At 72.4% G+C, this 24,714-nt stretch carries 22 protein-coding genes; 6 read left to right on the forward strand and 16 right to left on the reverse strand.

All coding sequences use genetic code 11. The annotated features are described in order from the left end of the window. The first annotated feature begins 381 nt into the window (after positions 1-381). The gene (locus ACIQCH_RS33305) at positions 382-969 is read left to right on the forward strand and encodes a hypothetical protein (RefSeq protein WP_402587173.1); all 588 of its coding nucleotides are present in this window, start codon (positions 382-384) and stop codon (positions 967-969) included. Between the two features lie 179 nt (positions 970-1,148). Here the strand turns inward: ACIQCH_RS33305 and nuoN are convergent, their stop codons facing one another. The 14 genes from nuoN to ACIQCH_RS33375 are packed head-to-tail and all read right to left on the reverse strand — an operon-like array spanning position 1,149 to position 17,125. Then, positions 1,149-2,792: an NADH-quinone oxidoreductase subunit NuoN gene (gene nuoN / locus ACIQCH_RS33310; protein ID WP_402587231.1), complete on the reverse strand. Its 1,644-nt coding sequence runs from the start codon at positions 2,790-2,792 to the stop codon at positions 1,149-1,151. A gap of 35 nt (positions 2,793-2,827) precedes the next feature. Beyond that, on the reverse strand, positions 2,828-4,399 hold the full coding sequence (locus ACIQCH_RS33315; RefSeq protein WP_402587175.1) for an NADH-quinone oxidoreductase subunit M: 1,572 nt from the start codon (positions 4,397-4,399) through the stop codon (positions 2,828-2,830). 1 nt (position 4,400) lies between these two features. Further along, positions 4,401-6,341: an NADH-quinone oxidoreductase subunit L gene (gene nuoL, locus ACIQCH_RS33320; RefSeq protein ID WP_402587177.1), complete on the reverse strand. Its 1,941-nt coding sequence runs from the start codon at positions 6,339-6,341 to the stop codon at positions 4,401-4,403. Positions 6,342-6,355: 14 nt separating this feature from the next. After that, positions 6,356-6,655 carry an NADH-quinone oxidoreductase subunit NuoK gene (nuoK, locus tag ACIQCH_RS33325; RefSeq protein ID WP_030201756.1) on the reverse strand — a complete coding sequence of 100 codons (300 nt, stop codon included), beginning with the start codon at positions 6,653-6,655 and terminating at the stop codon, positions 6,356-6,358. Then, a complete protein-coding gene (locus ACIQCH_RS33330; protein WP_402587179.1) occupies positions 6,652-7,497 on the reverse strand; it encodes an NADH-quinone oxidoreductase subunit J in 846 nt (281 codons plus the stop codon). The genes nuoK and ACIQCH_RS33330 overlap by 4 nt, the downstream gene beginning before the upstream one ends. Further along, positions 7,494-8,117, reverse strand: a complete 624-nt coding sequence (nuoI, locus tag ACIQCH_RS33335) for an NADH-quinone oxidoreductase subunit NuoI (RefSeq protein ID WP_402587181.1) — start codon at positions 8,115-8,117, stop codon at positions 7,494-7,496. The genes ACIQCH_RS33330 and nuoI overlap by 4 nt, the downstream gene beginning before the upstream one ends. Further along, positions 8,110-9,477: an NADH-quinone oxidoreductase subunit NuoH gene (gene nuoH, locus ACIQCH_RS33340; RefSeq protein ID WP_402587183.1), complete on the reverse strand. Its 1,368-nt coding sequence runs from the start codon at positions 9,475-9,477 to the stop codon at positions 8,110-8,112. Before nuoH ends, nuoI begins: the two co-directional genes overlap by 8 nt. Then, positions 9,474-11,984, reverse strand: a complete 2,511-nt coding sequence (locus tag ACIQCH_RS33345) for an NADH-quinone oxidoreductase subunit G (RefSeq protein ID WP_402587185.1) — start codon at positions 11,982-11,984, stop codon at positions 9,474-9,476. The genes nuoH and ACIQCH_RS33345 overlap by 4 nt, the downstream gene beginning before the upstream one ends. Further along, positions 11,981-13,348, reverse strand: coding sequence for an NADH-quinone oxidoreductase subunit NuoF (gene nuoF, locus ACIQCH_RS33350; protein ID WP_402587187.1), 1,368 nt, complete (start codon positions 13,346-13,348; stop codon positions 11,981-11,983). The genes ACIQCH_RS33345 and nuoF overlap by 4 nt, the downstream gene beginning before the upstream one ends. Continuing rightward, complete coding sequence (gene nuoE, locus ACIQCH_RS33355) at positions 13,348-14,121, reverse strand: NADH-quinone oxidoreductase subunit NuoE (RefSeq protein WP_402587189.1); 774 nt, start codon at positions 14,119-14,121, stop codon at positions 13,348-13,350. Before nuoE ends, nuoF begins: the two co-directional genes overlap by 1 nt. Then, entirely contained in the window at positions 14,118-15,479 is a 1,362-nt protein-coding gene (locus tag ACIQCH_RS33360; RefSeq protein ID WP_402587191.1) for an NADH-quinone oxidoreductase subunit D, read from the reverse strand. The genes nuoE and ACIQCH_RS33360 overlap by 4 nt, the downstream gene beginning before the upstream one ends. Beyond that, the gene (locus ACIQCH_RS33365) at positions 15,479-16,204 is read right to left on the reverse strand and encodes an NADH-quinone oxidoreductase subunit C (protein WP_402587193.1); all 726 of its coding nucleotides are present in this window, start codon (positions 16,202-16,204) and stop codon (positions 15,479-15,481) included. Before ACIQCH_RS33365 ends, ACIQCH_RS33360 begins: the two co-directional genes overlap by 1 nt. Next, complete coding sequence (locus ACIQCH_RS33370; RefSeq protein WP_402587195.1) at positions 16,201-16,755, reverse strand: NuoB/complex I 20 kDa subunit family protein; 555 nt, start codon at positions 16,753-16,755, stop codon at positions 16,201-16,203. Before ACIQCH_RS33370 ends, ACIQCH_RS33365 begins: the two co-directional genes overlap by 4 nt. A gap of 10 nt (positions 16,756-16,765) precedes the next feature. Further along, a complete protein-coding gene (locus ACIQCH_RS33375) occupies positions 16,766-17,125 on the reverse strand; it encodes an NADH-quinone oxidoreductase subunit A (RefSeq protein ID WP_030201784.1) in 360 nt (119 codons plus the stop codon). 880 nt (positions 17,126-18,005) lie between these two features. On the opposite strand from ACIQCH_RS33375, the gene ACIQCH_RS33380 reads away from it, so the two are divergent. Further along, on the forward strand, positions 18,006-18,854 hold the full coding sequence (locus ACIQCH_RS33380; RefSeq protein WP_402587197.1) for a C40 family peptidase: 849 nt from the start codon (positions 18,006-18,008) through the stop codon (positions 18,852-18,854). 125 nt (positions 18,855-18,979) lie between these two features. Here ACIQCH_RS33380 and ACIQCH_RS33385 read toward each other — a convergent pair whose 3' ends face one another. Next, a complete protein-coding gene (locus tag ACIQCH_RS33385) occupies positions 18,980-19,963 on the reverse strand; it encodes a hypothetical protein (protein ID WP_402587198.1) in 984 nt (327 codons plus the stop codon). 23 nt (positions 19,964-19,986) lie between these two features. Then, a complete protein-coding gene (locus ACIQCH_RS33390) occupies positions 19,987-20,400 on the reverse strand; it encodes a peptidase inhibitor family I36 protein (protein ID WP_402587199.1) in 414 nt (137 codons plus the stop codon). Positions 20,401-20,613: 213 nt separating this feature from the next. On the opposite strand from ACIQCH_RS33390, the gene ACIQCH_RS33395 reads away from it, so the two are divergent. The 4 genes from ACIQCH_RS33395 (at position 20,614) to ACIQCH_RS33410 (ending at position 24,663) form a co-directional block, all read left to right on the forward strand. Then, the gene (locus tag ACIQCH_RS33395; RefSeq protein WP_402587201.1) at positions 20,614-21,069 is read left to right on the forward strand and encodes a hypothetical protein; all 456 of its coding nucleotides are present in this window, start codon (positions 20,614-20,616) and stop codon (positions 21,067-21,069) included. Then, positions 21,066-22,649 (forward strand): peptidoglycan-binding protein, encoded by a 1,584-nt coding sequence (locus ACIQCH_RS33400; protein WP_402587202.1) that lies wholly within the window; start codon positions 21,066-21,068, stop codon positions 22,647-22,649. Before ACIQCH_RS33395 ends, ACIQCH_RS33400 begins: the two co-directional genes overlap by 4 nt. Next, positions 22,646-23,362: an ABC transporter ATP-binding protein gene (locus ACIQCH_RS33405; protein WP_402587204.1), complete on the forward strand. Its 717-nt coding sequence runs from the start codon at positions 22,646-22,648 to the stop codon at positions 23,360-23,362. Before ACIQCH_RS33400 ends, ACIQCH_RS33405 begins: the two co-directional genes overlap by 4 nt. Positions 23,363-23,442: 80 nt before the next feature. Then, on the forward strand, positions 23,443-24,663 hold the full coding sequence (locus ACIQCH_RS33410; protein WP_402587233.1) for an ABC transporter permease: 1,221 nt from the start codon (positions 23,443-23,445) through the stop codon (positions 24,661-24,663). Positions 24,664-24,714 lie beyond the last annotated feature (51 nt).

Below are 24,714 nucleotides of genomic sequence, written 5' to 3' on the forward strand. Positions count from 1 at the left end.
GACCGGAGGCAGGCCCGGGCCGGAGGTGGCCGAAGGCCAGGGCGAAGCCCCAAAGCCTCCGGGGTGGGCCTGCCGCAGGGCCTGCAGGCCACCCCCGTCAAGCGCCGAGGGGACCCACACACCACGGGACCCACCCCCGAAGCGAGCCCACCCCGACACCGCCCCACCCCTCGAAGCGGGCCCCTCGCCCCCAGCACCTCACACAGAAGCGCTCGGGACACACGGGGCACAGGACACACGGGGCACAAGGCACACAGGGCACACGGGCACGGCGGAACGCCGTTCACCCCGACAGCCCGCCCCGGTGGCAGGGCGCACGACCCCGGGACATCCTGCTGTGTGGCGGTCAGGTGAGGACCGCGGACCCCGAGGAGCTTGCGCATGCCCGCTCGAACGCCACGCAGCAGCCTCCAGGCGCTGCTCCCCTTGGCCGCCGCGGCCTCCCTGGCGCTGACGGCGGCCCCCGCCGCCGCGGCCGGCCCGGTCGGCTCCGAACCGCCCGACCCGGCCGTCTGGGGAGACCTCACCAAGGCCTACGCGGCCACGGAACGCTACGTCTGGGAGCCGTACGCCCTCAACGACGGCTGGCAACCCGACACCTTCTGCATGAAGGACCCCAAGGGCGGCGGAGCCATGGGCATCCACTACTGGAAACCGGAGAACATCGGCTCCACCGACCCCAGTCGCCCCGCCGCCCTCCTCTACGAGGACGACCCGCGCACCGGCGAGCGGGAGCTGGTCGGCGCCGAGTGGCTGGTCCCTGACAAGGACGGCGACCTCACCACCGCGCAGGACCGTCCCACGATCTTCGGCCAGCAGTTCAACGGCCCCATGCCGGGCCACAAGCCCGGCCAACCGGTCCACTACGACCTCCACGTGTGGCTGTGGAAGGACAACCCGGACGGCACGTACAAGACCTGGAACCCCACCGTCACCTGCAAACCGGGCAGCACCACCCCACCACACTGACCCACCACCCACCACCCACCACCCACCACCCACCACCCACACAACACACCAGGACCCGACCACCCCTTCAAGGGTGGCCGGGCCCCGGCCGTACCAAGCTCCGAACTCCTAGCTGCGAACTCCAAGCACCAAGCTCCGAACTCCCAGCACCAAGCCCGGAACTCCGAGCTCCAAGCCCCTCAGCGCACGAACACACTCGCCTGACTGGCCAGATCCAGGAAGTACTGCGGCGCGAGCCCCAGCACCAGCGTGACCGCCACCCCCACCGCGATGGTCGTCATCGTCAGCGGGGACGGCACCGCAACCGACGGGCCGTCGGCCTTCGGCTCGCTGAAGAACATCAGCACGATGACCCGGATGTAGAAGAACGCGGCGATCGCGGACGAGAGCACACCCACCACGACCAGCACCCCGGCCCCGCCCTCCGCGGCCGCCGAGAACACCGCGAACTTCCCGGCGAAACCGGACGTCAGCGGGATGCCCGCGAAGGCCAGCAGGAAGACCGCGAAGACCGCCGCCGTCAGCGGCGAGCGCCGCCCGAGCCCCGCCCACTTGGACAGGTGCGTGGCCTCGCCGCCCGCGTCGCGCACCAGCGTGACCACCGCGAAGGCGCCGATCGTCACGAACGAGTACGCGGCCAGGTAGAACAGCACCGAGGAGATGCCGTCCGGGGTGGTGGCGATGACACCGGCCAGGATGAACCCGGCGTGCGCGATCGAGGAGTACGCCAGCAGGCGCTTCACATCCGTCTGCGTGACCGCGATGACCGCACCGGCCAGCATCGTGACGATCGCGACGCCCCACATCACCGGCCGCCAGTCCCAGCGCAGGCCCGGCAGCACCACGTACAGCAGCCGCAGCAGCGCGCCGAACGCGGCGACCTTCGTGGCGGCGGCCATGAAGCCGGTCACCGGGGTCGGGGCGCCCTGGTACACGTCCGGGGTCCACATGTGGAACGGAACCGCGCCGACCTTGAACAGCAGGCCCATCACCACCAGCGCACCGCCGATCAGCAGCAGCGCGTCGTTGCCCATGGTCGCGGCCAGCGTCGGGTCGATCGTCGCCACCGTGCCGTCGACGACGTCGGCGATGCCGGCGTACGTGACGGTGCCCGCGTATCCGTACAGCAGGGCGATGCCGAACAGCAGGAACGCCGACGAGAAGGCGCCGAGCAGGAAGTACTTGACCGCGGCCTCCTGCGACATGAGCCGCTGGCGGCGGGCCACGGCGCACAGCAGGTACAGCGGCAGCGAGAAGACCTCCAGGGCCACGAACAGGGTCAGCAGGTCGTTCGCCGAGGGGAAGACCAGCATGCCCGCGATCGCGAACAGGACCAGCGGGAAGACCTCGCTGGTGGTGAACCCGGCCCGGACCGCGGCCTTCTCGCTGTCGCTGCCCGGGACCGAGGCCGCCTGGGCGGCGAAGGAGTCCACCTTGTTGCCGTGCGCGGCCGGATCGAGCCGGCGCTCGGCGAAGGTGAACACGGCCACGATCGAGGCCAGCAGGATCGTGCCCTGCAGGAACAGCGCCGGGCCGTCCACGGCGATCGCGCCCATGGCCGCGATGTGCGCCTTGGTCGTGCCGTACCCGGCGGCGGCGAGCCCGACCACCGCCGCGAAGGCCGAGGCCAGCGCGGCGATCGTGAGGAACACCTGCGTGTAGTGGCGGTACTTGCGCGGGACGAACGCCTCGACCAGGACGCCGACGACCGCCGCGCCCACCACGATCAGGGTGGGGGACAGCTGGGCGTACTCGATGTGCGGGGCGGGGATCCGCTCGACGGGGTCGACGGCCGCGGACGCATGACCCACCATGCCCGCCATGCCCGTCAGGCCCGCCATGCCCACCATGCTCGTGCTCACTTGGCCGCCTCCACCTCGGGCCGGGGGTCGTGCTGCTGCACGTCGGACATCGTGTGGCGGACGGCCGGGTCGACGATCTCCGTGAGCGGCTTCGGGAAGACGCCCAGGAAGATCAGCAGCGCGATCAGCGGGGCCACCACCAGCAGTTCGCGCGGACGCAGGTCGGGCATGGCCCGGACCTCCTCCTTGACCGGACCGGTCATGGTGCGCTGGTACAGCACCAGCGTGTACAGCGCCGCGAGCACGATGCCGAAGGTGGCGATCACACCCACGACCGGATACCGGGCGAACGTGCCGACCAGGACCAGGAACTCGCTCACGAAGGGCGCCAGGCCCGGCAGCGACAGGGTCGCCAGACCGCCGATCAGGAACGTGCCGGCCAGGACCGGCGCCACCTTCTGCACGCCGCCGTAGTCGGCGATGAGCCGGGAGCCGCGCCGCGAGATCAGGAAGCCGGCCACCAGCATCAGCGCCGCCGTCGACAGGCCGTGGTTGACCATGTAGAGCGTGGCGCCGGACTGGCCCTGGGTGGTCATCGCGAAGATGCCCAGGATGATGAAGCCGAAGTGCGAGATCGACGCGTAGGCGACCAGCCGCTTGATGTCGCGCTGCCCCACCGCGAGGAGCGCGCCGTACACGATGCTGATCAGGGCGAGCACCAGGATGACCGGGGTCGCCCACTTGCTGGCCTCGGGGAAGAGCTGGAGGCAGAAGCGGAGCATCGCGAAGGTGCCGACCTTGTCGACCACCGCGGTGATCAGGACGGCGACCGGGGCCGTGGCCTCGCCCATCGCGTTGGGCAGCCAGGTGTGCAGCGGCCACAGCGGGGCCTTCACCGCGAAGGCGAAGAAGAAGCCGAGGAACAGCAGCCGCTCGGTGTTGGTGGCCATGTCGATCTTGCCGGCGGCGCGCAGGTCGGCGATCTCCGTGAGGGAGAAGGTGTGGGTGACCACGTACAGGCCGATCACCGCGGCCAGCATGATCAGGCCGCCGACCAGGTTGTAGAGCAGGAACTTCACGGCCGCGTACGAGCGCTGGGCCGCCGCGTTGTCGTCCGTACCGCTGTGCGCGCGGTCGCCGAAGCCACCGATGAGGAAGTACATCGGGATGAGCATGGCTTCGAAGAAGACGTAGAAGAGGAAGACGTCGGTGGCCTCGAAGGAGATGATCACCATGGCCTCGACCATCAGGATCAGGGCGAAGAAGCCCTGGGTCGGCCGCCAGCGGGTGGATCGGGTCTCCAGCGGGTCGGCGTCGTGCCAGCCGGCCGCGATCACGAACGGGATCAGCAGCGCGGTGAGCGCGATCAGCGCCACCCCGATGCCGTCGACGCCGAGTTGGTACCGGACGCCGAAGTCCTCGATCCAGGCGTGGGACTCGGTGAGCTGGTAGCGGGCGCCGCCCGGTTCGAAGCGGACCGCGACCACCGCGGCCAGCGCGAGCGTCGCCACGGAGAAGAGCAGCGCGAGCCACTTGGCGGCGGTCCTGCGGGCCGCCGGTACGGCCGCCGTGAGGATCGCGCCGGCCGCGGGGAGCGCGGCCGTCGCCGTCAGAAGCGGGAAACTCATTTCACACCGCCCTCATCAGCAGGGTCGCGGCGATCAGTACCACCACGCCCCCGAACATCGAGACCGCGTAGGAGCGGGCGTAGCCGTTCTGCAGCCGGCGCAGCCGGCCGGAGGCGCCGCCGACCGCGGCGGCCGTGGTGTTGACGACCCCGTCGACCAGGCTGTGGTCGACGTACACGAGCGAGCGGGTCAGGTGCTCGCCACCGCGCACCAGCACGACGTGGTTGAAGTCGTCCTGGAACAGGTCGCGGCGGGCGGCGCGGGTGAGCAGCGAGCCGCGCGGGGCGGTGACCGGGACCGGCCGGCGGCCGTACATCGACCAGGCGATCGCGACGCCGACGACCAGGCAGGCCATCGTCGCGAGCGTGACCGTCATCGCGCTGACCGGCGGGTTGCCGTGCTCGTGCCCCGTCACCGGCTCGAGCCAGTGCAGGAACCGGTCGCCGACCGCGAAGAACGCGCCCGCGAAGACCGATCCGAAGGCCAGCAGGACCATCGGGATCGTCATGGACTTCGGCGACTCGTGCGGGTGCGGCAGCTCGCCGGCGCGGTGCTCGCCGGCCGGCTCGACGCCGGCCGCCTCGTCCGCGTCGGGGGCGGGCTGCCAGCGCTTCTCGCCGAAGAACGTCAGCAGCATCACGCGGGTCATGTAGAAGGCGGTGATGGCCGCGCCCAGCAGGGTCACGCCGCCGAGGATCCAGCCCTCGGTGCCGCCCTTGGCGAAGGCGGCCTCGATGATCGCGTCCTTGGAGAAGAAGCCCGACAGGAACGGGAAGCCGATGATGGCCAGGTAGCCGAGGCCGAAGGTGACGAAGGTGATCGGCATGTACGTCCGCAGGCCTCCGTACTTGCGCATGTCGACCTCGTCGTTCATGCCGTGCATCACCGAGCCGGCACCCAGGAACAGCCCGGCCTTGAAGAAGCCGTGCGTCACCAGGTGCATGATGGCGAACACGTAGCCGATCGGACCGAGTCCGGCGGCCAGCACCATGTAGCCGATCTGCGACATGGTCGAGCCGGCGAGGGCCTTCTTGATGTCGTCCTTCGCGCAACCGACGATGGCACCGAAGAGGAGCGTGACGCCGCCGACCACGGTCGTGACGAGCTGCGCGTCGGGCGCCCCGTTGAAGATCGCTCCGGAGCGGACGATCAGGTAGACGCCCGCGGTCACCATCGTCGCGGCGTGGATGAGGGCCGAGACCGGGGTCGGGCCCTCCATCGCGTCGCCGAGCCAGGACTGCAGCGGCACCTGGGCCGACTTGCCGCAGGCGGCCAGCAGCAGCATCAGGGCGATGGCCGTCAGCTTGCCCTCGGTGGCCTCGCCGGCCTCCTTCAGCACCGGCTCGAAGGCGAAGGTGCCGAAGGTGGTGAACATCAGCATGATCGCGATCGAGAGGCCCATGTCGCCGACCCGGTTGACCAGGAAGGCCTTCTTCGCGGCGGTGGCCGCGCTGGGCTTGTGCTGCCAGAAGCCGATCAGCAGGTACGAGGCGAGGCCCACGCCCTCCCAGCCGACGTACAGCAGCAGGTAGTTGTCGGCCAGGACGAGCAGCAGCATCGCCGCGAGGAACAGGTTGAGGTAGCCGAAGAAGCGGCGGCGGCGCTCGTCGTGTTCCATGTACCCGATCGAGTACACGTGGATGAGCGTGCCGACGCCGGTGATCAGCAGGACGAAGGTCATCGACAGCTGGTCGAGCTGGAAGCCGACGTCGGCCCGGAAGTCGCCCACCGCGATCCAGCTGTACAGGTGCTGGGTCATCGTCCGGTCCTCGCCGGAGCGGCCCAGCATGTCCGCGAACAGCGCCAGTCCGACGCCGAACGAGACGGCCGCGAGCAAGGTCCCCAGCCAGTGGCCGGCCCGGTCGAGCCGGCGGCCGCCGCAGAGCAGCACCGCCGCTCCGAGCAGGGGCGCCGCGACCAGCAGCGCAATCAGGTTCTCCACTGTTGATCGACCCCTTACAGCTTCATCAGGCTGGCGTCGTCGACCGAGGCCGAGTGGCGGGTGCGGAAGAGCGACACGATGATCGCGAGGCCGACCACGACCTCCGCGGCGGCGACGACCATCGTGAAGAACGCGATGACCTGGCCGTCGAGGTTGCCGTGCATCCGCGAGAAGGTGACGAACGCGAGGTTGCAGGCGTTCAGCATCAGCTCGACGCACATGAACAGCACGATCGCGTTGCGCCGGATCAGCACCCCGGCCGCGCCGATCGTGAACAGCAGGGCCGAGAGGTAGAGGTAGTTGACGGGGTTCACTTGGACGCCTCCTCACGCCCGGCGCCCTGGTTGAGCTCCCGGCCCAGTCGCTCCGCGGACCGCTGCTCCAGCGTCTTGAGGTCCTTGAGCGCCTGCGCCGAGACGTCGCGGACCTGGCCGCGCGAGCGCAGCGTCTTGTTGACGGTCAGCTCCGACGGCGTGCCGTCGGGCAGCAGGCCCGCGACGTCCACCGCGTTGTGCCGCGCGTACACGCCCGGCGCCGGCAGCGGCGGGAGCTGCTTGCCCTCGCGGACCCGCTGCTCGGCCAGCTCGCGCTGGGTCGCGGCCCGCTCGGTGCGCTCGCGGTGCGTGAGCACCATCGCGCCGACGGCCGCCGTGATCAGCAGCGCGCCGGTGATCTCGAACGCGAAGACGTACTTGGTGAAGATGAGCTCGGCCAGCGCCTGGACGTGCCCGCCGGAGTTGACCCGGCCCAGGCCCGTGAAGGACTTCAGCCCCGCGTTCCCGATGCCCGCGATCAGCAGGATGCCGAAGCCCAGACCGGCCGCGGCGGCCAGCCACCGCTGGCCCTTGATGGTCTCCTTCAGGGAGTCCGCCGCGGTGACGCCGACGAGCATGACCACGAACAGGAACAGCATCATGATCGCGCCGGTGTAGACGATCACCTGGACGACGCCCAGGAAGTAGGCCCCGTTGGCCAGGTAGAACACCGCCAGGACGATCATCGTCGCGGCGAGGCTCAGTGCGCTGTGCACGGCCTTCTTCATCAGGATGGTGGCCAGCGCGCCGATCACCGCGACCGTGCCGAGGACCCAGAACTGCACGGCCTCGCCGCTGGAGGTCACCGAGGCGTCGGCCGCGGTGGTGAGGAGGGCGCTCATCGGCCGGCCACCTTCCCCGACGCCGGCTCGGCCGGACCCGGGACGGCGTCGGACCCCTGCGGGCCCTCGCCCTTGGACACGGCCACCTGCCGCTCGGTCCCGGGCGCCGCGCCCGTCACCAGCCCCCGGTAGTAGTCCTGGTCGTCCGTACCGGGGTACATCGCGTGCGGCGCCTCGACCATGCCCTCGGTGAGGCCGGCGAGCAGCTGCTCCTTGGTGTAGATGAGCGACTCGCGGCTGGCGTCGGCCAGTTCGAACTCGTTCGTCATCGTCAGCGCCCGCGTGGGGCACGCCTCGACGCACAGCCCGCACAGGATGCAGCGGGCGTAGTTGATCTGGTAGACGCGCCCGTACCGCTCGCCCGGCGAGTAGCGCTCCTCCTCCGTGTTGTCCGCGCCCTCCACGTAGATGGCGTCGGCGGGGCAGGCCCAGGCGCACAGCTCGCACCCGATGCACTTCTCCAGACCGTCGGGGTGGCGGTTGAGCTGGTGCCGTCCGTGGAACCGCGGGGCGGTGGTCTTCGGCTGCTCCGGGTACTGCTCGGTCAGCCGCTTCTTGAACATGGCCTTGAAGGTCACGCCGAAGCCGGCCACCGGGTTCTGCCACTTCTCGTCAGACATTCTCAGCACCCTCCTCTCGGTCACTGTCAGTATCGGTTCCGCCACTGACAATCAGCTCCCGCTCGTGACGGGGCCGTCGGCGCGGCACCGGCGGAAGGGTCTGCCCGGGCAGCGGCGGTACGGGGAACCCGCCCGCCATCGGGTCGAAGGTGGCCGGCGGGGCGGCCTTCGCGGTGGCCTCCGCCGCCTTGGACCGCCGGTCGCGGAAGAGGTCGGCGACGAAGGACAGCAGCAGCACGACGATCACCGCGCTGCCGACGTAGAGCACGATCCGGCCGAAGTCGTAGTTCTCGTTGCGCAGCGCCCGGACGGTGGCGACGAGCATCAGCCACACCACCGAGACCGGGATGAGCACCTTCCAGCCGAGCTTCATCAGCTGGTCGTAGCGCACGCGCGGGAGCGTGCCGCGCACCCAGACGAAGAAGAACAGCAGCAGCTGCACCTTGATGACGAACCAGAGCAGCGGCCACCAGCCGTGGTTGGCGCCCTCCCAGTACGTGGAGATCGGCGCCGGGGCCCGCCAGCCGCCCAGGAAGAGGGTGACCGACACGGCCGAGACGGTGACCATGTTGACGTACTCGGCCAGCATGAACATCGCGAACTTGATGGACGAGTACTCGGTGTTGAAGCCACCGACCAGGTCGCCCTCGGACTCCGGCATGTCGAACGGGGCCCGGTTCGTCTCGCCGACCATCGTGACGACGTAGATGATGAAGGACACCGGCAGCAGCACGATGTACCAACGGTCCGCCTGCGCCTCCACGATCGCCGAGGTCGACATCGACCCGGAGTAGAGGAAGACCGAGGCGAAGGCCGCGCCCATCGCGATCTCGTACGAGATCATCTGCGCGCACGAGCGCAGGCCGCCGAGCAGCGGGTACGTCGACCCGGACGACCAGCCGGCCAGCACGATGCCGTAGATGCCGACCGAGGCCACCGCGAGGACGTACAGCATCGCGATCGGCAGGTCGGTCAGCTGCATCGTCGTGCGGACGCCGAAGATCGAGACCTCGTCGTCCGCGGGCCCGAACGGGATCACCGCGATCGCCATGAACGCGGGGACCGCCGCGATGATCGGGGCCAGGACGTACACGACCTTGTCGGCCCGCTTGACGATCAGGTCTTCCTTCAGCATCAGCTTGATGCCGTCGGCCAGCGACTGCAGGAAGCCCCACGGTCCGTGCCGGTTCGGGCCGATGCGCAGCTGCATCCAGCCGACGACCTTGCGCTCCATGACGATGGAGACGAGCACGGTCACCATCAGGAAGGCGAAGCAGAAGACCGCCTTCAGCAGGACCAGCCACCAGGGGTCGCGGCCGAAGAGCGAAAGGTCCTCGGCCGCGAGTTGTACCGCGTTCACGCGCGCACCTCCGGCGTCGTGTCGCCGGCACCGTCCGCCACGGACGGGCCGATACGGACCAGGGAGCCCGGCTGGGCGCCCGTGTCGGAGAGGACGCCGCCGCCGACGGAGTTCAGCGGGAGCCAGACCACCCGGTCCGGCATCTGCGTGATCCGCAGCGGCAGTTCGACGGTGCCGGCGGGGCCGGTGACCGCCAGGGCGTCGCCGTCCTTGACGCCCGTCTCGGCCGCCGTGGCCGCCGACAGACGGGCGCTCGCCTCGTGCCGGGTGCCCGCCAGCGCCTCGTCGCCCTCCTGGAGCCGGCCGAGGTCCAGCAGCAGCCGGTGGCCGGCCAGCACCGCCTCGCCGGCGGCCGGCCGGGGCACGGCCCGGGTGTCCGCGGACTGCTCGGCGGCCCGCTCCCCGGCCCAGTGCCCGAGCCGGTCCAGCTCGGCGCGCACCGCGTGCACGTCGGGCAGGCCCAGCGCGCGGCCGTCCGCGTCCGCCAGCATGTGCAGCACCCGGCCGTCGGCCGGCGCCAGCGGCCGGGTCATCTGGTCGGGCTTGAGGGCCGCCTCGAACGGCCGCAGCCGCCCTTCCCAGTTGACGTACGCGCCGGCCTTCTCGGCCGCGGCCGCCACCGGGAGGACCACGTCCGCCCGCTCGGTGACCTCGCTCGGCCGCAGTTCCAGCGACACCACGAAGGCCTCCGCCAGCGCCTCGCGCGCCCGCGCCGGGTCCGGCAGGTCGGCCACCTCGACGCCGCCGACCAGCAGCGCGCCCAGTTCACCGGTGGCCGCGGCCTCCACGATCTGCCCGGTGTCCCGCCCGTACCGGTGCGGCAGCTCGTCCAGGCCCCAGGCGGCCGCGACCTCCTCGCGGGCCCGCGGGTCGGTGGCCGGCCGGGCCCCGGGCAGCAGCGACGGCAGGGCGCCCGCCTCGACCGCGCCCCGCTCGCCGGCCCGGCGCGGGATCCACACCAGCCCGGCGCCGGTGGCCGCGGCCGCCCGCACCGCCGCGGTCAGTCCGCCCGGTACGGCCGCCAGCCGCTCGCCGACCACGATGACCGCGCCCGGCTGCCGGAGCGCCTCGGCCGCCTCGTCGCCGCCCGCCTCCAGGCCGGTGCGGGACGCCAGCGCCGCCAGCCACTCCGGCTCGGTGCCGGGGGCGGCCGGCAGCAGCGTGCCGCCCGCCTTCTCCAGGCCCCGCGTCGCGAACGGCGCCAGCGCGAAGGTCCGCTGCTTGTGCTTGCGCCACGCCTTGCGCAGCCGCAGGAAGACCCCGGGGGCCTCCTCCTCGGCCTCGATGCCGGCCAGCAGCACCGCGGGGGCCTGCTCCAGCGACGCGTACGTGACACCGGTCCCGGACAGGTCCCTGCCGCGTCCGGCGACGGTGGCGGCCAGGAAGTCCGTCTCCTCCGCCGAGTGGACCCGGGCCCGGAAGTCGATGTCGTTGGTCTCCAGCACGGTCCGGGCGAACTTGGCGTACGCGTACGCGTCCTCGACCGTCAGCCGGCCGCCGGTCAGCACGCCGGCCCGGCCGCGCGCGGCCGCCAGTCCGCGCGCGGCCGCGTCCAGCGCCTCCGGCCAGCTCGCCGGCTCCAGCTCACCCGTCGTGGCGTTGCGCACCAGGGGCGTGGTCAGCCGGTCGGGCCGCTGGGCGTACCGGAAGCCGAACCGGCCCTTGTCGCACACCCACTCCTCGTTGACCTCCGGGTCCTCCGCGGCCAGCCTGCGCAGCACCTTGCCGCGCCGGTGGTCGGTGCGGGTGGCGCAGCCGCCCGCGCAGTGCTCGCACACGCTCGGCGAGGAGACCAGGTCGAAGGGGCGGGAGCGGAACCGGTACGCCGCCGAGGTCAGCGCGCCCACCGGGCAGATCTGAATGGTGTTGCCGGAGAAGTACGACTCGAACGGGTCGCCCTCGCCGGTGCCGACCTGCTGCAGCGCGCCGCGCTCCAGCAGCTCGATCATCGGGTCGCCGGCCACCTGGTTCGAGAAGCGGGTGCAGCGCGCGCACAGCACGCACCGCTCGCGGTCCAGCAGCACCTGCGTGGAGATCGGCACCGGCTTCTCGTACGTCCGCTTCCTCCCCTCGAAGCGGGACTCGGCGTTGCCGTGCGACATCGCCTGGTTCTGCAGCGGGCACTCGCCGCCCTTGTCGCAGACCGGGCAGTCCAGCGGGTGGTTGATCAGCAGCAGCTCCATCACGCCGCGCTGCGCCTTGTCCGCCACCTGCGAGGTGAGCTGGGTCTTCACGACCATGCCGTCGGTGCAGGTGATCGTGCAGGAGGCCATCGGCTTGCGCTGGCCCTCCACCTCGACGATGCACTGGCGGCAGGCGCCGGCCGGGTCGAGCAGCGGGTGGTCGCAGAACCGCGGGATCTCCACGCCGATCTGCTCGGCGGCGCGGATGACGAGGGTGCCCTTCGGTACGGACACCTGGACCCCGTCGATGGTCAGGGAGACCAGGTCCGCCGGCGGGACCGCGGCCTCGCCGCCCCCGGCGGGTGCGGAGCTGGTGATGGTCATGCGGTCACCTCCGTGTCGGCCCACAGGGTCGACTTCGCCGGGTCGAAGGGGCAGCCCTTGCCCGTGATGTGCTGCTCGTACTCCTCGCGGAAGTACGTGAGCGAGGAGAAGATGGGGCTGGCGGCGCCGTCGCCGAGGGCGCAGAAGGACTTGCCGTTGATGTTGTCGGCGATGTCGTTCAGCTTGTCGAGGTCGGACATCACGCCGTTGCCGGCCTCGATGTCGCGCAGCAGCTGGACCAGCCAGTACGTGCCTTCGCGGCACGGCGTGCACTTGCCGCAGGACTCGTGGGCGTAGAACTCGGTCCACCGGGTGACCGCGCGGACCACGCAGGTGGTCTCGTCGAAGCACTGCAGGGCCTTGGTGCCGAGCATCGAGCCGGCCGCGCCCACGCCCTCGTAGTCGAGCGGCACGTCGAGGTGCTCGTCGGTGAACATCGGGGTGGACGAGCCGCCCGGGGTCCAGAACTTCAGCCGGTGCCCGGGCCGCATCCCGCCGCTCATGTCGAGCAGCTGGCGCAGCGTGATCCCGAGCGGGGCCTCGAACTGGCCGGGGTTGGCCACGTGCCCGGACAGCGAGTACAGGGTGAAGCCCGGGGACTTCTCCGTGCCCATCGACTTGAACCAGTCCTTGCCCCGGTTCAGGATCGCGGGAACCGAGGCGATGGACTCGACGTTGTTCACGACGGTGGGGCACGCGTAGAGGCCCTCGACCGCGGGGAAGGGGGGACGCAGCCGGGGCTGGCCGCGGCGCCCCTCGAGCGAGTCGAGCAGCGCGGTCTCCTCACCGCAGATGTACGCGCCGGCGCCCGCGTGCACCGTGAGTTCGAGGTTCAGGCCGCTGCCGAGGACGTTCTCGCCCAGGTAGCCCGCCTCGTACGCCTCGCGCACCGCCTCGTGCAGCCGGCGCAGGACGGGGACGACCTCGCCGCGCAGGTAGATGAAGGCGTGCTCGGAGCGGATCGCGTAGCAGGCGATGACGATGCCCTCGATGAGGGAGTGCGGGTTGGCGAAGAGCAGCGGGATGTCCTTGCAGGTCCCGGGCTCCGACTCGTCGGCGTTGACGACGAGGTAGTGCGGCTTGCCGTCGCCCTGCGGGATGAACTGCCACTTCATCCCGGTCGGGAAGCCGGCGCCGCCGCGGCCGCGCAGTCCGGAGTCCTTCACGTACGCGATCAGGTCGTCCGGGGACATCGCGAGCGCCTTGCGCAGGCCCTCGTAGCCCTCGTGGCGCCGGTAGGTCTCGAGCGTCCACGACTCCGGGGCGTCCCAGAACGCGGAGAGCACGGGCGCCAACAGCTTGTCGGCGTTCCCGGCCCCCGGCTGGGAGGTTCCCCCGTCGTTGGACTCGGCGGTCACGGTCATCACTCCCCCTCCTCGCCCGCGGCCTCGCCGCGCGGGTGCACGACCTTGCTGTGCGGGGCCGCCTCGCCGCGGGCCAGGCGCAGCCCGGTCAGGGAGGCGGGGCCCGCGCCGCCGCTCGCCGCGACGGCGCCCTCGCGCTCGTCGGGGAAGCCGGCCAGGATGCGCGCGGTCTCCTTGTACGTGCACAGCGGCGCGCCCCGGGTCGGGGAGACCGGGCGGCCCGCGCGCAGGTCGTCGACCAGGTCCTTCGCGGACCGGGGGGTCTGGTTGTCGAAGAACTCCCAGTTGACCATCACGACGGGGGCGAAGTCGCAGGCCGCGTTGCACTCGATGTGCTCCAGCGTGACCTTGCCGTCCTCGGTGGTCTCGTTGTTGCCCACCCCGAGGTGCTGCTTCAGCTCGTCGAAGATGGCGTCGCCGCCCATCACCGCGCACAGGGTGTTGGTGCACACCCCGACCTGGTACTCGCCCGACGGCTTGCGCCGGTACATCGTGTAGAAGGTCGCGACCGCGGTGACCTCTGCGGTGGTCAGCCCCAGGACCTCGGCGCAGAAGCGGATGCCGGTGCGGGAGACGTACCCCTCCTCCGACTGCACCAGGTGCAGCAGCGGCAGCAGCGCGGAGCGGCTGTCGGGGTAGCGGGCCACGACCTCCCGGGCGTCCGCCTCGAGCCGGGCGCGGACGTCCTCCGGGAAGTCCGGGGCCGGGAGCTGCGGCATGCCGAGGGAGAGGGGGGGTTCGGGGGTCTGCCCCCGAGAAGACGCGGTGGTCATCGGTCGACGCCTCCCATCACGGGGTCGATGGAGGCGACGGCGACGATGACGTCGGCGACCTGGCCGCCCTCGCACATGGCCGCCATGGCCTGCAGGTTGGTGAAGGACGGGTCGCGGAAGTGGACCCGGTAGGGGCGGGTGCCTCCGTCGGAGACCACGTGCACGCCGAGCTCGCCCTTGGGGGACTCGACGGCGGTGTACACCTGGCCGGCCGGTACGCGGAAGCCCTCGGTCACCAGCTTGAAGTGGTGGATGAGGGCCTCCATGGAGGTGCCCATGATGTTCTTGATGTGGTCGAGCGAGTTGCCCAGGCCGTCGGGGCCGAGGGCGAGCTGGGCGGGCCAGGCGATCTTCTTGTCGGCGACCATGACCGGGCCGGGCTCCAGCCGGTCCAGGCACTGCTCGACGATGCGCAGGCTCTGCCGCATCTCCTCGAGGCGGATCAGGAACCGCCCGTAGGAGTCGCAGCTGTCGGCGGTCGGCACGTCGAACTCGTACGTCTCGTAGCCGCAGTACGGGTCGGACTTGCGCAGGTCGTGCGGCAGGCCCGCGGAGCGCAGGATCGGGCCGGTGGCGCCGAGCGCCATGCAGCCGGCCAGGTCGAGGTAGCCGACGTCCTGCATGCGGGCCTTGAAGATCGGGTTGCCGGTGGCGAGCTTGTCGTACTCCGGCAGGTTCTTCTTGAAGGTCTTCACGAAGTCGCGGAGCTGGTCGACGGCGCCCGGGGGCAGGTCCTGGGCGAGGCCGCCGGGACGGATGAACGCGTGGTTCATCCGCAGACCGGTGATCAGCTCGAAGACGTCGAGGATCAGTTCGCGGTCACGGAAGCCGTAGATCATGATCGTGGTCGCGCCCAGCTCCATGCCGCCGGTGGCGATGCAGACCAGGTGGGAGGAGATCCGGTTGAGCTCCATCAGCAGGACGCGGATCACCGAGGCGCGGTCGGGGACCTGGTCGGTGATGCCCAGGAGCTTCTCGACGCCGAGGCAGTACGCGGCCTCGTTGAAGAACGGCGTCAGGTAGTCCATGCGCGTCACGAAGGTCGTGCCCTGCGTCCAGTTGCGGAACTCGAGGTTCTTCTCGATCCCGGTGTGCAGGTAGCCGATGCCGCAGCGCGCCTCGGTGACGGTCTCGCCCTCGATCTCCAGAATGAGGCGGAGGACGCCGTGGGTGGAGGGGTGCTGGGGGCCCATGTTGACGACGATGCGCTCGTCGTCGGCCTTGGCCGCGGAGGCGACGACCTCGTCCCAGTCGCCGCCGGTGACCGTGTAGACGGTGCCCTCGGTGGTCTCGCGCGCCGCCGCGCTCGCGGCGGCGGGGTCGGCCGCGTGGTCGGAGGTGTGGTTCGAGGTGGACATCAGCTGTACGACCTCCGCTGGTCGGGAGCCGGGATCTGGGCGCCCTTGTACTCGATGGGGATGCCGCCGAGCGGGTAGTCCTTGCGTTGCGGGTGGCCCTGCCAGTCGTCCGGCATCATGATCCGCGTCAGCGCCGGGTGCCCGTCGAAGACGAGGCCGAAGAAGTCGTACGTCTCGCGCTCGTGCCAGTCGTTGGTCGGGTAGACCTCGACCAGGGACGGCACGTGCGGGTCGGCGTCGGGCGCCGAGACCTCCAGGCGGACCAGCCGGTTGTGGGTGATCGAGCGCAGGTGGTAGACGGCGTGCAGCTCGCGGCCCTTGTCCTCGAGGAAGTGGACGCCGGAGACGCCCGTGCACAGCTCGAAGCGCAGGGCCGGGTCGTCGCGCAGGGTGCGGGCGACGCGCACGAGGTGCTCGCGGGCGATGTGGAAGGTCAGTTCGCCGCGGTCGACCACCGTCTTCTCGATGGCGTTCGCCGGGAGCAGGTCCTGCTCCTCCAGCGCCCCCTCCAGCTCGTCGGCCACCTCGTCGAACCAGCCGCCGTACGGCCGGCTGGAGGCGCCGGGCAGCACGACCGGTCGGACCAGGCCGCCGTACCCGGAGGTGTCGCCGCCGTTGCGGGCGCCGAACATGCCCTTGCGGACGCCGATGACCTCGCCGCCCGCGTCGCGCGGGGCAGGAACGTTGTTGCCGTTCTCGGGCGTCGGCTCGTGGGTCTCGCTCACCGGAGCAGCCCCTTCATCTCGATGGTGGGGAGGGCCTTGAGGGCCGCCTCCTCCGCCTCGCGGGCCGCCTCTTCCCGGTTCACGCCGAGCTTGGAGGTCTGGATCTTGTGGTGGAGCTTGAGGATCGCGTCCATCAGCATCTCGGGGCGGGGCGGGCAGCCGGGCAGGTAGATGTCGACCGGGACGATGTGGTCCACGCCCTGGACGATCGCGTAGTTGTTGAACATGCCGCCGGAGGAGGCGCAGACGCCCATGGAGATGACCCACTTCGGGTTGGGCATCTGGTCGTAGACCTGCCGCAGCACCGGCGCCATCTTCTGGCTCACCCGGCCCGCCACGATCATGAGGTCGGCCTGGCGCGGCGAGCCGCGGAAGACCTCCATGCCGAAGCGGGCGAGGTCGTAGCGGCCCGCGCCCGTGGTCATCATCTCGATGGCGCAGCACGCCAGTCCGAAGGTGGCCGGGAAGACGGAGGCCTTGCGCACCCAGCCCGCGGCCTGCTCGACCGTCGTCAGCAGGAAGCCGCTCGGCAGCTTCTCTTCGAGTCCCATGTGTGAGCCCCTAGTCCCATTCCAGGCCGCCGCGCCGCCACACGTACGCGTACGCGACGAAGACGGTGAGCACGAAGAGCAGCATCTCGACGAGCCCGAAGATCCCCAGGGCGTCGAAGGTGACCGCCCAGGGGTAGAGGAAGACGATCTCGATGTCGAAGACGATGAAGAGCATCGCCGTCAGGTAGTACTTGATGGGGAAGCGGCCTCCGCCGGCCGGAACCGGGGTGGGTTCGATGCCGCACTCGTAGGCTTCGAGCTTCGCCCGGTTGTAGCGCTTGGGGCCGATCAGCGTGGCCATGACCACGGAGAAGATCGCAAACCCTGCCCCGAGGGCGCCGAGCACGAGGATGGGCGCGTACGCATTCACGCTCCCCGCTCCTTCCAGTCGTCCTTGACCGTTCGACCGCTGAGCCCGACGGGGATGTCCCACCTCGCGAAGATCATGCACATGTGAGGCAGTTCACAAGCCGGACTGCTGCGCATCTTATGCCCGCCCGTCTGTGATCTGCGACACGGGTTACAGGACCGAGTTTGTGATCTCCACCACGAGACGAAGGATCATGAAGCCCGATCAGGGGTGATCTTCACACCGGAAGCACGCAAGTGGTCACCATAGGTGACATCCGAGGGTGTTTTCGCAGGTGAAGGCGGGGGCGCACTATCAAACGATGGAGTCTGCACGCAAATTGGTCCATGGGGCGCCGGAGTGGTAAGGGAACCCGCGTCGCCCGGCAGGGGGAGTCCGTGCGTACGCGAGTGGACGCCGGTGCGCCGGGGCGACGGGCCCCCGCGCGGACGGGGCGGGACCGCGTGCACCCGTTCACGAGCGCGCGGGGCGCGCGCATCGGCGGGCGTCGCGGGTGGCGGGCGTCAGGTGGGCGGTGGGCGGACGACGGGTGGGCGCCGGGCGACCGGCAGGCGGGTGGCTCGCACCCCGCCCCGGCCGAACCTTCGCCCCTAACTCGACAGCGGTGGCGCAAACGTGACGGTCCTGTGAGCTCGGCCACGCGGAATTCGCTTCCGCGAAAGGGGGCTTGGCCATCGGTGTCGTCGGATGGTAGACGGTGGGGCAATTCGGGCGTATTGATCAAACATAGAGATCAGAGCCTCGTGAGCGCCTGTCCGTTTCGTCCGTTACGGCGTCAATGAGCCATCCGACACGCCCGGTTCGCGCCACGGCGGGGCCAACTGTGGCGGAGACCACGTTTCTTGAAGGGAACCGCGAACGGCTGATAGCGGTTGTCCCCATGTCCCATACCGCTCACATACCCAGCCACCGGAAGCCCCGCCCCCGCCTCGCGAGGCTCGCGGTGCGCGCCGGAGTTGCCGGTGGCGTCCTCAGCACCCTGGCGATGACGGGGCCGGCGAGCGCGGCCCCGGCCTCCGAGCCGGTGACCGACACTCAGGAGATGCCGGTCCTCAAGCTGGACGTGGCCGCCGACGTCTCCTCGGCCGTGACGGAGTCGGCCGACGCCACCTTCGCGGCCGCCCTCGACGGCGAGCTGACCGCCCACGAGCACGCCGCCGAGAAGAGCGCCGCCGCCGAGGCCAGGAAGGCCAAGGCCGAGGCACGCGCCGAGGCGGAGGCCGAGAAGAAGGCGGAGGCCGAGCGCAAGGCCGCCGCCGAGCGCGCCTCCCGCACCTCCACCCGCACCAAGCTGACCGGGAACTCGGGCTCGGGCTCCTCCGACTCCGGTTCGGACTCCGGCTCCTCGGACTCCGGATCGTCGAGCACCGCCACCGGCTCCGCCGCGGCGATCGTCAACTTCGCACTGGCCCAGGTCGGCAAGGCGTACGTGATGGGCGCCACCGGCCCCTCCGCCTACGACTGCTCGGGCCTGGTCCAGGCCGCGTTCCGGCAGGCGGGCATCTCCCTGCCGCGGACCTCGCAGGAGCAGTCCACGGCCGGCACCCAGGTCTCGCTGAGCAACCTCCGGGCCGGCGACATCCTGTACTGGGGCGGCGCGGGCAGCGCCTACCACGTGGCCGTCTACATCGGCGGCGGCAAGTTCGTGGGCGCGCAGAACCCGAGCACGGGCATCGTCGAGCGTTCGCTGAGCTACGACGCCCCGTCGGGCGCCGTGCGCGTCCTCTGACGCACGGACCCGAAGGGGCCGGCACTCCCCCGCTCGGGGGCGGAGTGCCGGCCCTCCGGCCTGTCCGGCGCGGCGCTGCAGCACGCCGGTGGGATCCCACCGGCATGCCCGGCCCGGCTCGGCCCTCAGGCGAGCGCGGCGGCCAGCCGGAAGCGCTGCGCGCGCTGCCGCGCGTAGAGCGCCAGCGTCTCGGCGTGCTCCTCGATCAGGCGCTGCTGGTAGGCCGCTTCGGCCGCCGCCCACACGCCCACCAGGTTGACCTCGCGCTTGCACGCCACGTCGCGCACGGCCGCCCGGACCGCCCGCGGCCCGCCCGGGTCCGCCGCCAGCCCGAGCTTGCGCTGCACGTCGTACGGCCCCGGCAGGCCCGGATAGCCGCCCTGCGCCATGCACGAGGACCACTTCGCGAGCACGGCCCGCACCCGCGAGTCCCGCCCGGCCCGGGTGTGCGCCTCGGAGGCCAGCCCGAACGCGTACAGCAGGTCCACGCTGTCCTTGGCGGGCGCGTAGAGCTTGCGGTACCCCTCGCGCTGGCAGCCGCCCGGCGGCACCGGCCGGCCGCCCACCGCGATCCCGCTGGGCGTTTCGTCCGCTTCCTCCTGGGTGCGCGGGTCCGGGCCCGACGCGCCGGGGACGCCCGGCCGTTCGCCGTACATCACGGTGTACGCGCTGTCGCCGAGCGGCGGCCCGTGCGGCTTGGGCGGTCGGGGAGCGCCGGCGTCCTTGTCGTACCCGTGCGCCGCCGCGTACGCCGGATCGGCGAGGCCGTACAGGTACCTGTGCCGGTCCCCGGCGGCCGCCGCGGAGGCGGGCGGGGACGCCGGTGCCGCGTACCCGAAGCCGTACCGGGCCATGCAGCGCGAGGTGAGCCGGTCCTGGACGGCGTCCATCCGCCGGTTCTCCTCCGCCGTGTCCTGGTACGCGTCCAGGGGGAGGGCGAGCGAGGCGGTGGCGGGGTTGACCGCCACGGCGCCCAGCGGCGGCTCGGCCGCCCGCTCCGCGTCGGCGGGCGCCGGCCCCGAGCAGCCGGTGAGCGCGAGGGCGGCCGCCAGGGCGGCCGCGAGGCCCGGCGGCACGAGGCGGGCACGGACCGGGAAATTCCTGCTCATGCGCGTGCTTTCCGTCCGGCCGATCAACCGAACTTGTAGACGGACGACGAGATCCGGTTCTTGAACGCGCTCGACGCGTCCCCGCTATACCCCTTGGGTATGTAGCCCAGACTTCCGTCGTAGTAGGTGTCGGTCCAGACCTCCCACGTGACCACGTCGCGGTTCCGGTAGGACTCCGTGTTGTCGTTGACGTTGCGCCCGTATCCGAGGCAACCGGACGGCCCGCGGAACGCGTCGTCGGTGAAGTTCACGTCCGCGCCGCTCAGATCGAATACGCAGCCGACGGTGCCGGATTCGTAATAGAGCCCGAACTCGTCGGCCTCCAGGTAGCCGTTCTTCGCGTAGGCGGCCGCGGGCGACGCGGCGGCCAGCACGACGGCGCCGAGGGCGGCGGCCGCGACCGAAGCGGAAGCCAGTCTGCGAAGTGTCTGATTCATCGCCTATTCCTCACCGTTGGGGGTTTTTGGGCTCACAGGCATCGCGTGACACGGCAGTGCCGCCCCGGGATTAAACGGGCTGCGCTATCCGCGCACAAGCGGGCTTTCGAGGTTGGCCGATAGTCGTCTGGGGCACCCCGGAATCCCCTCATAACCTTCACGTCCATGCCAAGCGCCCCGATGCGGCCGCGAATTGCGACTGCCGTCCTCCTTATGTCCCTTTCGCTCGCCGCGTGCACCGGTGGCAATGACCCCGCGGAGAGCGACGGCCCACCGCCGACCGCGGAGGAAATCGCGTATTACGACTGTCTGAAAGGGCAGGGGCTGGAAATCTGGCACACGGACTCCGGAGCCCCCCGGCTGGACAAGTCCCAGCCGCTGGACAAGGTCGCGGCCGCCGAGAAGGCCTGCTTCGCCCTCCTGCCCCCGCCGCCCAGCCCCCAGCCGGTCCCGCCCGAGGAGATGGCCGCGGCCCGCGAGGAGACCGCCTGCATGCGCCGCGAGGGCGTCACCTGGTACCCGGACCCGAAACCCGTCACGGGCGAGTTCGACGACACGAAGCTGACCCGGGAACAGGTGCACAGCCTGAAGACCACGTACGCCGAGCAGCTGCGCAAGTGCCGGCGGCCGGGCGGGAGCGACGACGGGGAAGGCGTCCTGGGCGGATGAGCACGCTCGTCCGCGGGCGGCGCGCGGTGCTCGGCATCGCCGCCGGGGCGGCCCTGATGACCACCGGCGGCCTGCTGGCCACCGCGTTCGTGAAGTCCCCCGCCCAGCTCGCCGCCGAGACCGGGCCCCCGCCGCAGGGACCGCTGCTCGCGGAGGTGGAGCGCCGGGTGCTCGCCGAGACCGTGGTCATGCGCGGCACCGTGGTGGCGGGGCAGACGGTGCAGGTCGCCCCGCAGGGCGGGGGCGAGGGCCGGGCCGTGGTGACCCGGCTGCCGGTGGCGGCCGGGGCACCGGTGCGGGCCGGGCAGGTGGTGGCCGAGGTCTCGGGCCGGCCCGTGTGCGCGCTGCCCGGCGCCCTCCCCGGCTACCGGGACCTGCGCCCGGGGGCCGTGGGCGCCGACGTGGCGCAGCTCCAGCGGGCGCTGCGCGGGCTGGGCCACCCCACGGGCGGCGACCCGGCGGGCGTCTTCGGCGCCGGCACGAAGGCGGCCCTGACGGCGCACTACCGGGCCGTCGGCTACGCCCCCCTGCCCGCGGTCGCGGACGGCGGGGCCGCCGTGGCGGCCGCCCGCACCGCGGTGCGCGACGCCCGGTGGGCCCTGGAGGACGCCGAGGCCGTCGCGGCGGCGGCCGCGGCGCCGGCCGGCGGCTCGGGGCCGAGCGGCTCGGGTACGCCCGCGCCGACCGCTCCGAGCTCCCCGGGCCCGACCGCGCCCGGACCGGGGGCGCCCACCGCCCCCGGCTCCCCGGGGCCCGGCGGCTCACCCGGCTCACCCGGCTCACCCGGCTCACCCGGCTCACCCGGGCCCGGCGCGGGCGCGGGCGCGCCGGACCGGAGGGCCAAGGGCAGCCTCCACCGGGAGGTGGCCCGGGCGCGCGAGACGCTCGCCGCCGCGCGGGCCGAGCTGGCGGCGGCCGAGGCGGCCGCCGGGCCGATGCTGCCCGCCGCCGAGGTGGTCTACGTACGGTCCTTCCCCGCCCGGGTCAGCCGGATCGCGGCCGCCGTCGGCGCACCGGCCACCGGCCCGGTCCTCACCCTCTCCGCGGGCGAACTCGTGGTCGAGGCCTACCTCAAGGACGACAAGCGGCGGCTGCTGCGGCCCGGCCAGCCCGTGACCGTGTCCTCGGAGGCCGCCGGCAAGGACGTCCGCGGCACGGTCCGGCTGGTCGCCACCGAGCGGACCACGGGCCGGCCCCCGTCCGCCGGGTCGGCGGATCCGGGCGCGGGCACCGGCCAGGGGGACGGCGCCGGCGGCGGCCCCGTCGACCTCGGCTACCGGATGGTGGTCCGCCCGGACCGCCCGCTGCCCGCCGAGTTCGCCGGACAGGACGTCCGGCTCACCGTCGAGGCCGCCGCCACCCAGGGGCCCGCCCTGGTCGTCCCCGTCACCGCCGTGTCCGCCGGGGCCGACGGCCGTACGGTCGTCACGGCGGTCGACGCCGCCGGCGACCCGCGCCGGGTCGAGGTGCGCACCGGCACGACCGGCGACGGGTTCGTCGAGGTGGCCCCCGCCGTGCCGGGCACCCTCGTCCCCGGCACCCGGGTCGTCACCGGCACGGCCCCGGGAGCACCGCGATGAGGCTGCTGCGGCGCCGGGCCGCCCCGGTCGCCCCCGCCCCGGCCGGGGCCCCCGTCATCGAGTTCCGCGGCGTCGGGCTCACGTACCCCGGGCCGCCGCCCGTCGAAGCACTGGCGGACTGCGACCTGGCCGTCCGGCGGGGGGAGTTCGTGGCGGTCGTCGGACCCTCGGGATCCGGGAAGTCGACCTTCCTCAACGTCGCCGGGCTGCTCGACTCCCCCACCCGCGGCCGGTACCTCCTCGACGGCATCGACACCGGTGCGCTCGGCGACGCCGCGCGCACCGCGCTGCGCGGCCGGCGCATCGGGTTCGTGTTCCAGGCCTTCCACCTGCTGCCCCACCTCACCGCCCTGGAGAACGTCGCCCTCGCCCGGCTCTACACCGGACTCCCGCGCGCCGAGCGCCTCGTACGCGCCCGCGACACCCTCGACCGCGTCGGCCTCGGGCACCGCACCGACGCCCCGCCCGGCCGGCTGTCGGGCGGCGAGCAGCAGCGGGTCGCCGTCGCCCGGGCCCTCGCCGGGCGGCCGTCGCTGCTGCTGTGCGACGAGCCGACCGGCAACCTCGACTCCGCCAACGCGGCCTCCGTCCTCGGGCTGCTGGACGGACTGCACGCCGCCGGCATGACGGTGGTCGTCATCACCCACGACCCGGCCGTGGCCGCCCGGGCCGGCCGGACCCTGACCATCCGCGACGGGCGGGTGGGGGCGTGACGACGACCGGGACGACCCGGCCCGGGGCGGACCGGGGTGGCGGGGATGCCGGGGACCCCGAGGGCGTCGAACGGACCCGGATGACCGTCCGCGACCTGTTCGGCGAGGCCTTCGCGGGGATCCTGCGCCGGCCCGGCCGGGCGGCGCTGACCGCCCTCGGGACGGTGCTCGGAGTGGGCAGCCTGGTGGCGGTCCTGGGGCTGACGGCGACCCTCGCGGCCCGCATCGACGGGCGGTTCGACGCGCTCACCGCCACCGAGGTGACCGTCGAGGACGTGGCCGTGCAGCGGGACGGGTTCGCCGGACCCGGCTTCCCCGCGGACGCGGAGCGCCGCATCGGCGCGCTGGCCGGCATCCGCGACGCGGGCGTGTGGTGGCCCGTACGGCTGCCGGGCCCGGGCGGGGACGGTGCGGGCGCCACCGGAACGGGCGGCGTCGACGCGGGTGACGGGGCCGGTGGCGATCCGGGCGCGCCCGTGCTCGCCGCCTCGCCCGGCGCGGTACGGGCGACCGTCCCGCGGCTGCGCGAGGGGCGGCTGTACGACGGGTTCGCCGAGCGGACCCGGCAGCGGGTGGCCGTCATCGGCCCCGGGGTCGCCGACCGGCTCGGCATCACCACGCTCGCGGCCCGGCCCGCGGTACGGATCGGGGGCGAACCGTTCCTGGTGGCCGGGATCCTGGCCGACGTACGCCGGCAGCCGGACGCGCTGCTGTCCGTCCTGGTGCCGCGGTCCACCGCCGAGGAGCTGTGGGGGCCGCCCACCCCGGGGAGCGCGCGCATGCTGATCGCCACCGAGCTGGGCGCGGCGCGGCAGGTGGCGGCGCTGGCGCCGGTCGCGCTGCGGCCCGACCATCCCGAGTACCTGCGGGCGGTGCCGCCGCCCGACCCGCGGGCCCTGCGGACCACGGTGACCTCGGACCTGGGGGCGCTGTTCCTGCTGCTGGCCTCGGTGTGCCTGGTCATCGGCGCGGTCGGGATCGCCAACACGACGCTGGTGGCGGTGCTGGAGCGGCGCGCGGAGATCGGGCTGCGGCGGGCGCTGGGGGCGCGGGGCCGCCACGTGGCGGCGCAGTTCCTGGCGGAGTCGGGGGTGCTCGGTGCGCTCGGGGGGCTGGTGGGGACGTCGGTGGGGGTGGTGACCGTCGTGCTCGTCGCCGTCGTCCGGTCGTGGACCCCCGTCGTGCCGGGGTACGTCGTGGGGCTCGCGCCGCTGGTCGGGCTGGGGGTGGGGCTCCTCGCGGGGGTGCACCCCGCGGTGCGGGCGGCGCGCGTCGCCCCCGCCGAAGCCCTCCGCCGCTGACCGGTCCCGGTCCCGGCCCGGCCCGGATACGGCCCGGCCGTCCGTCGCCGC

Source organism: Streptomyces sp. NPDC093225, from assembly GCF_044753805.1.
Lineage (GTDB): Bacteria > Actinomycetota > Actinomycetes > Streptomycetales > Streptomycetaceae > Streptomyces.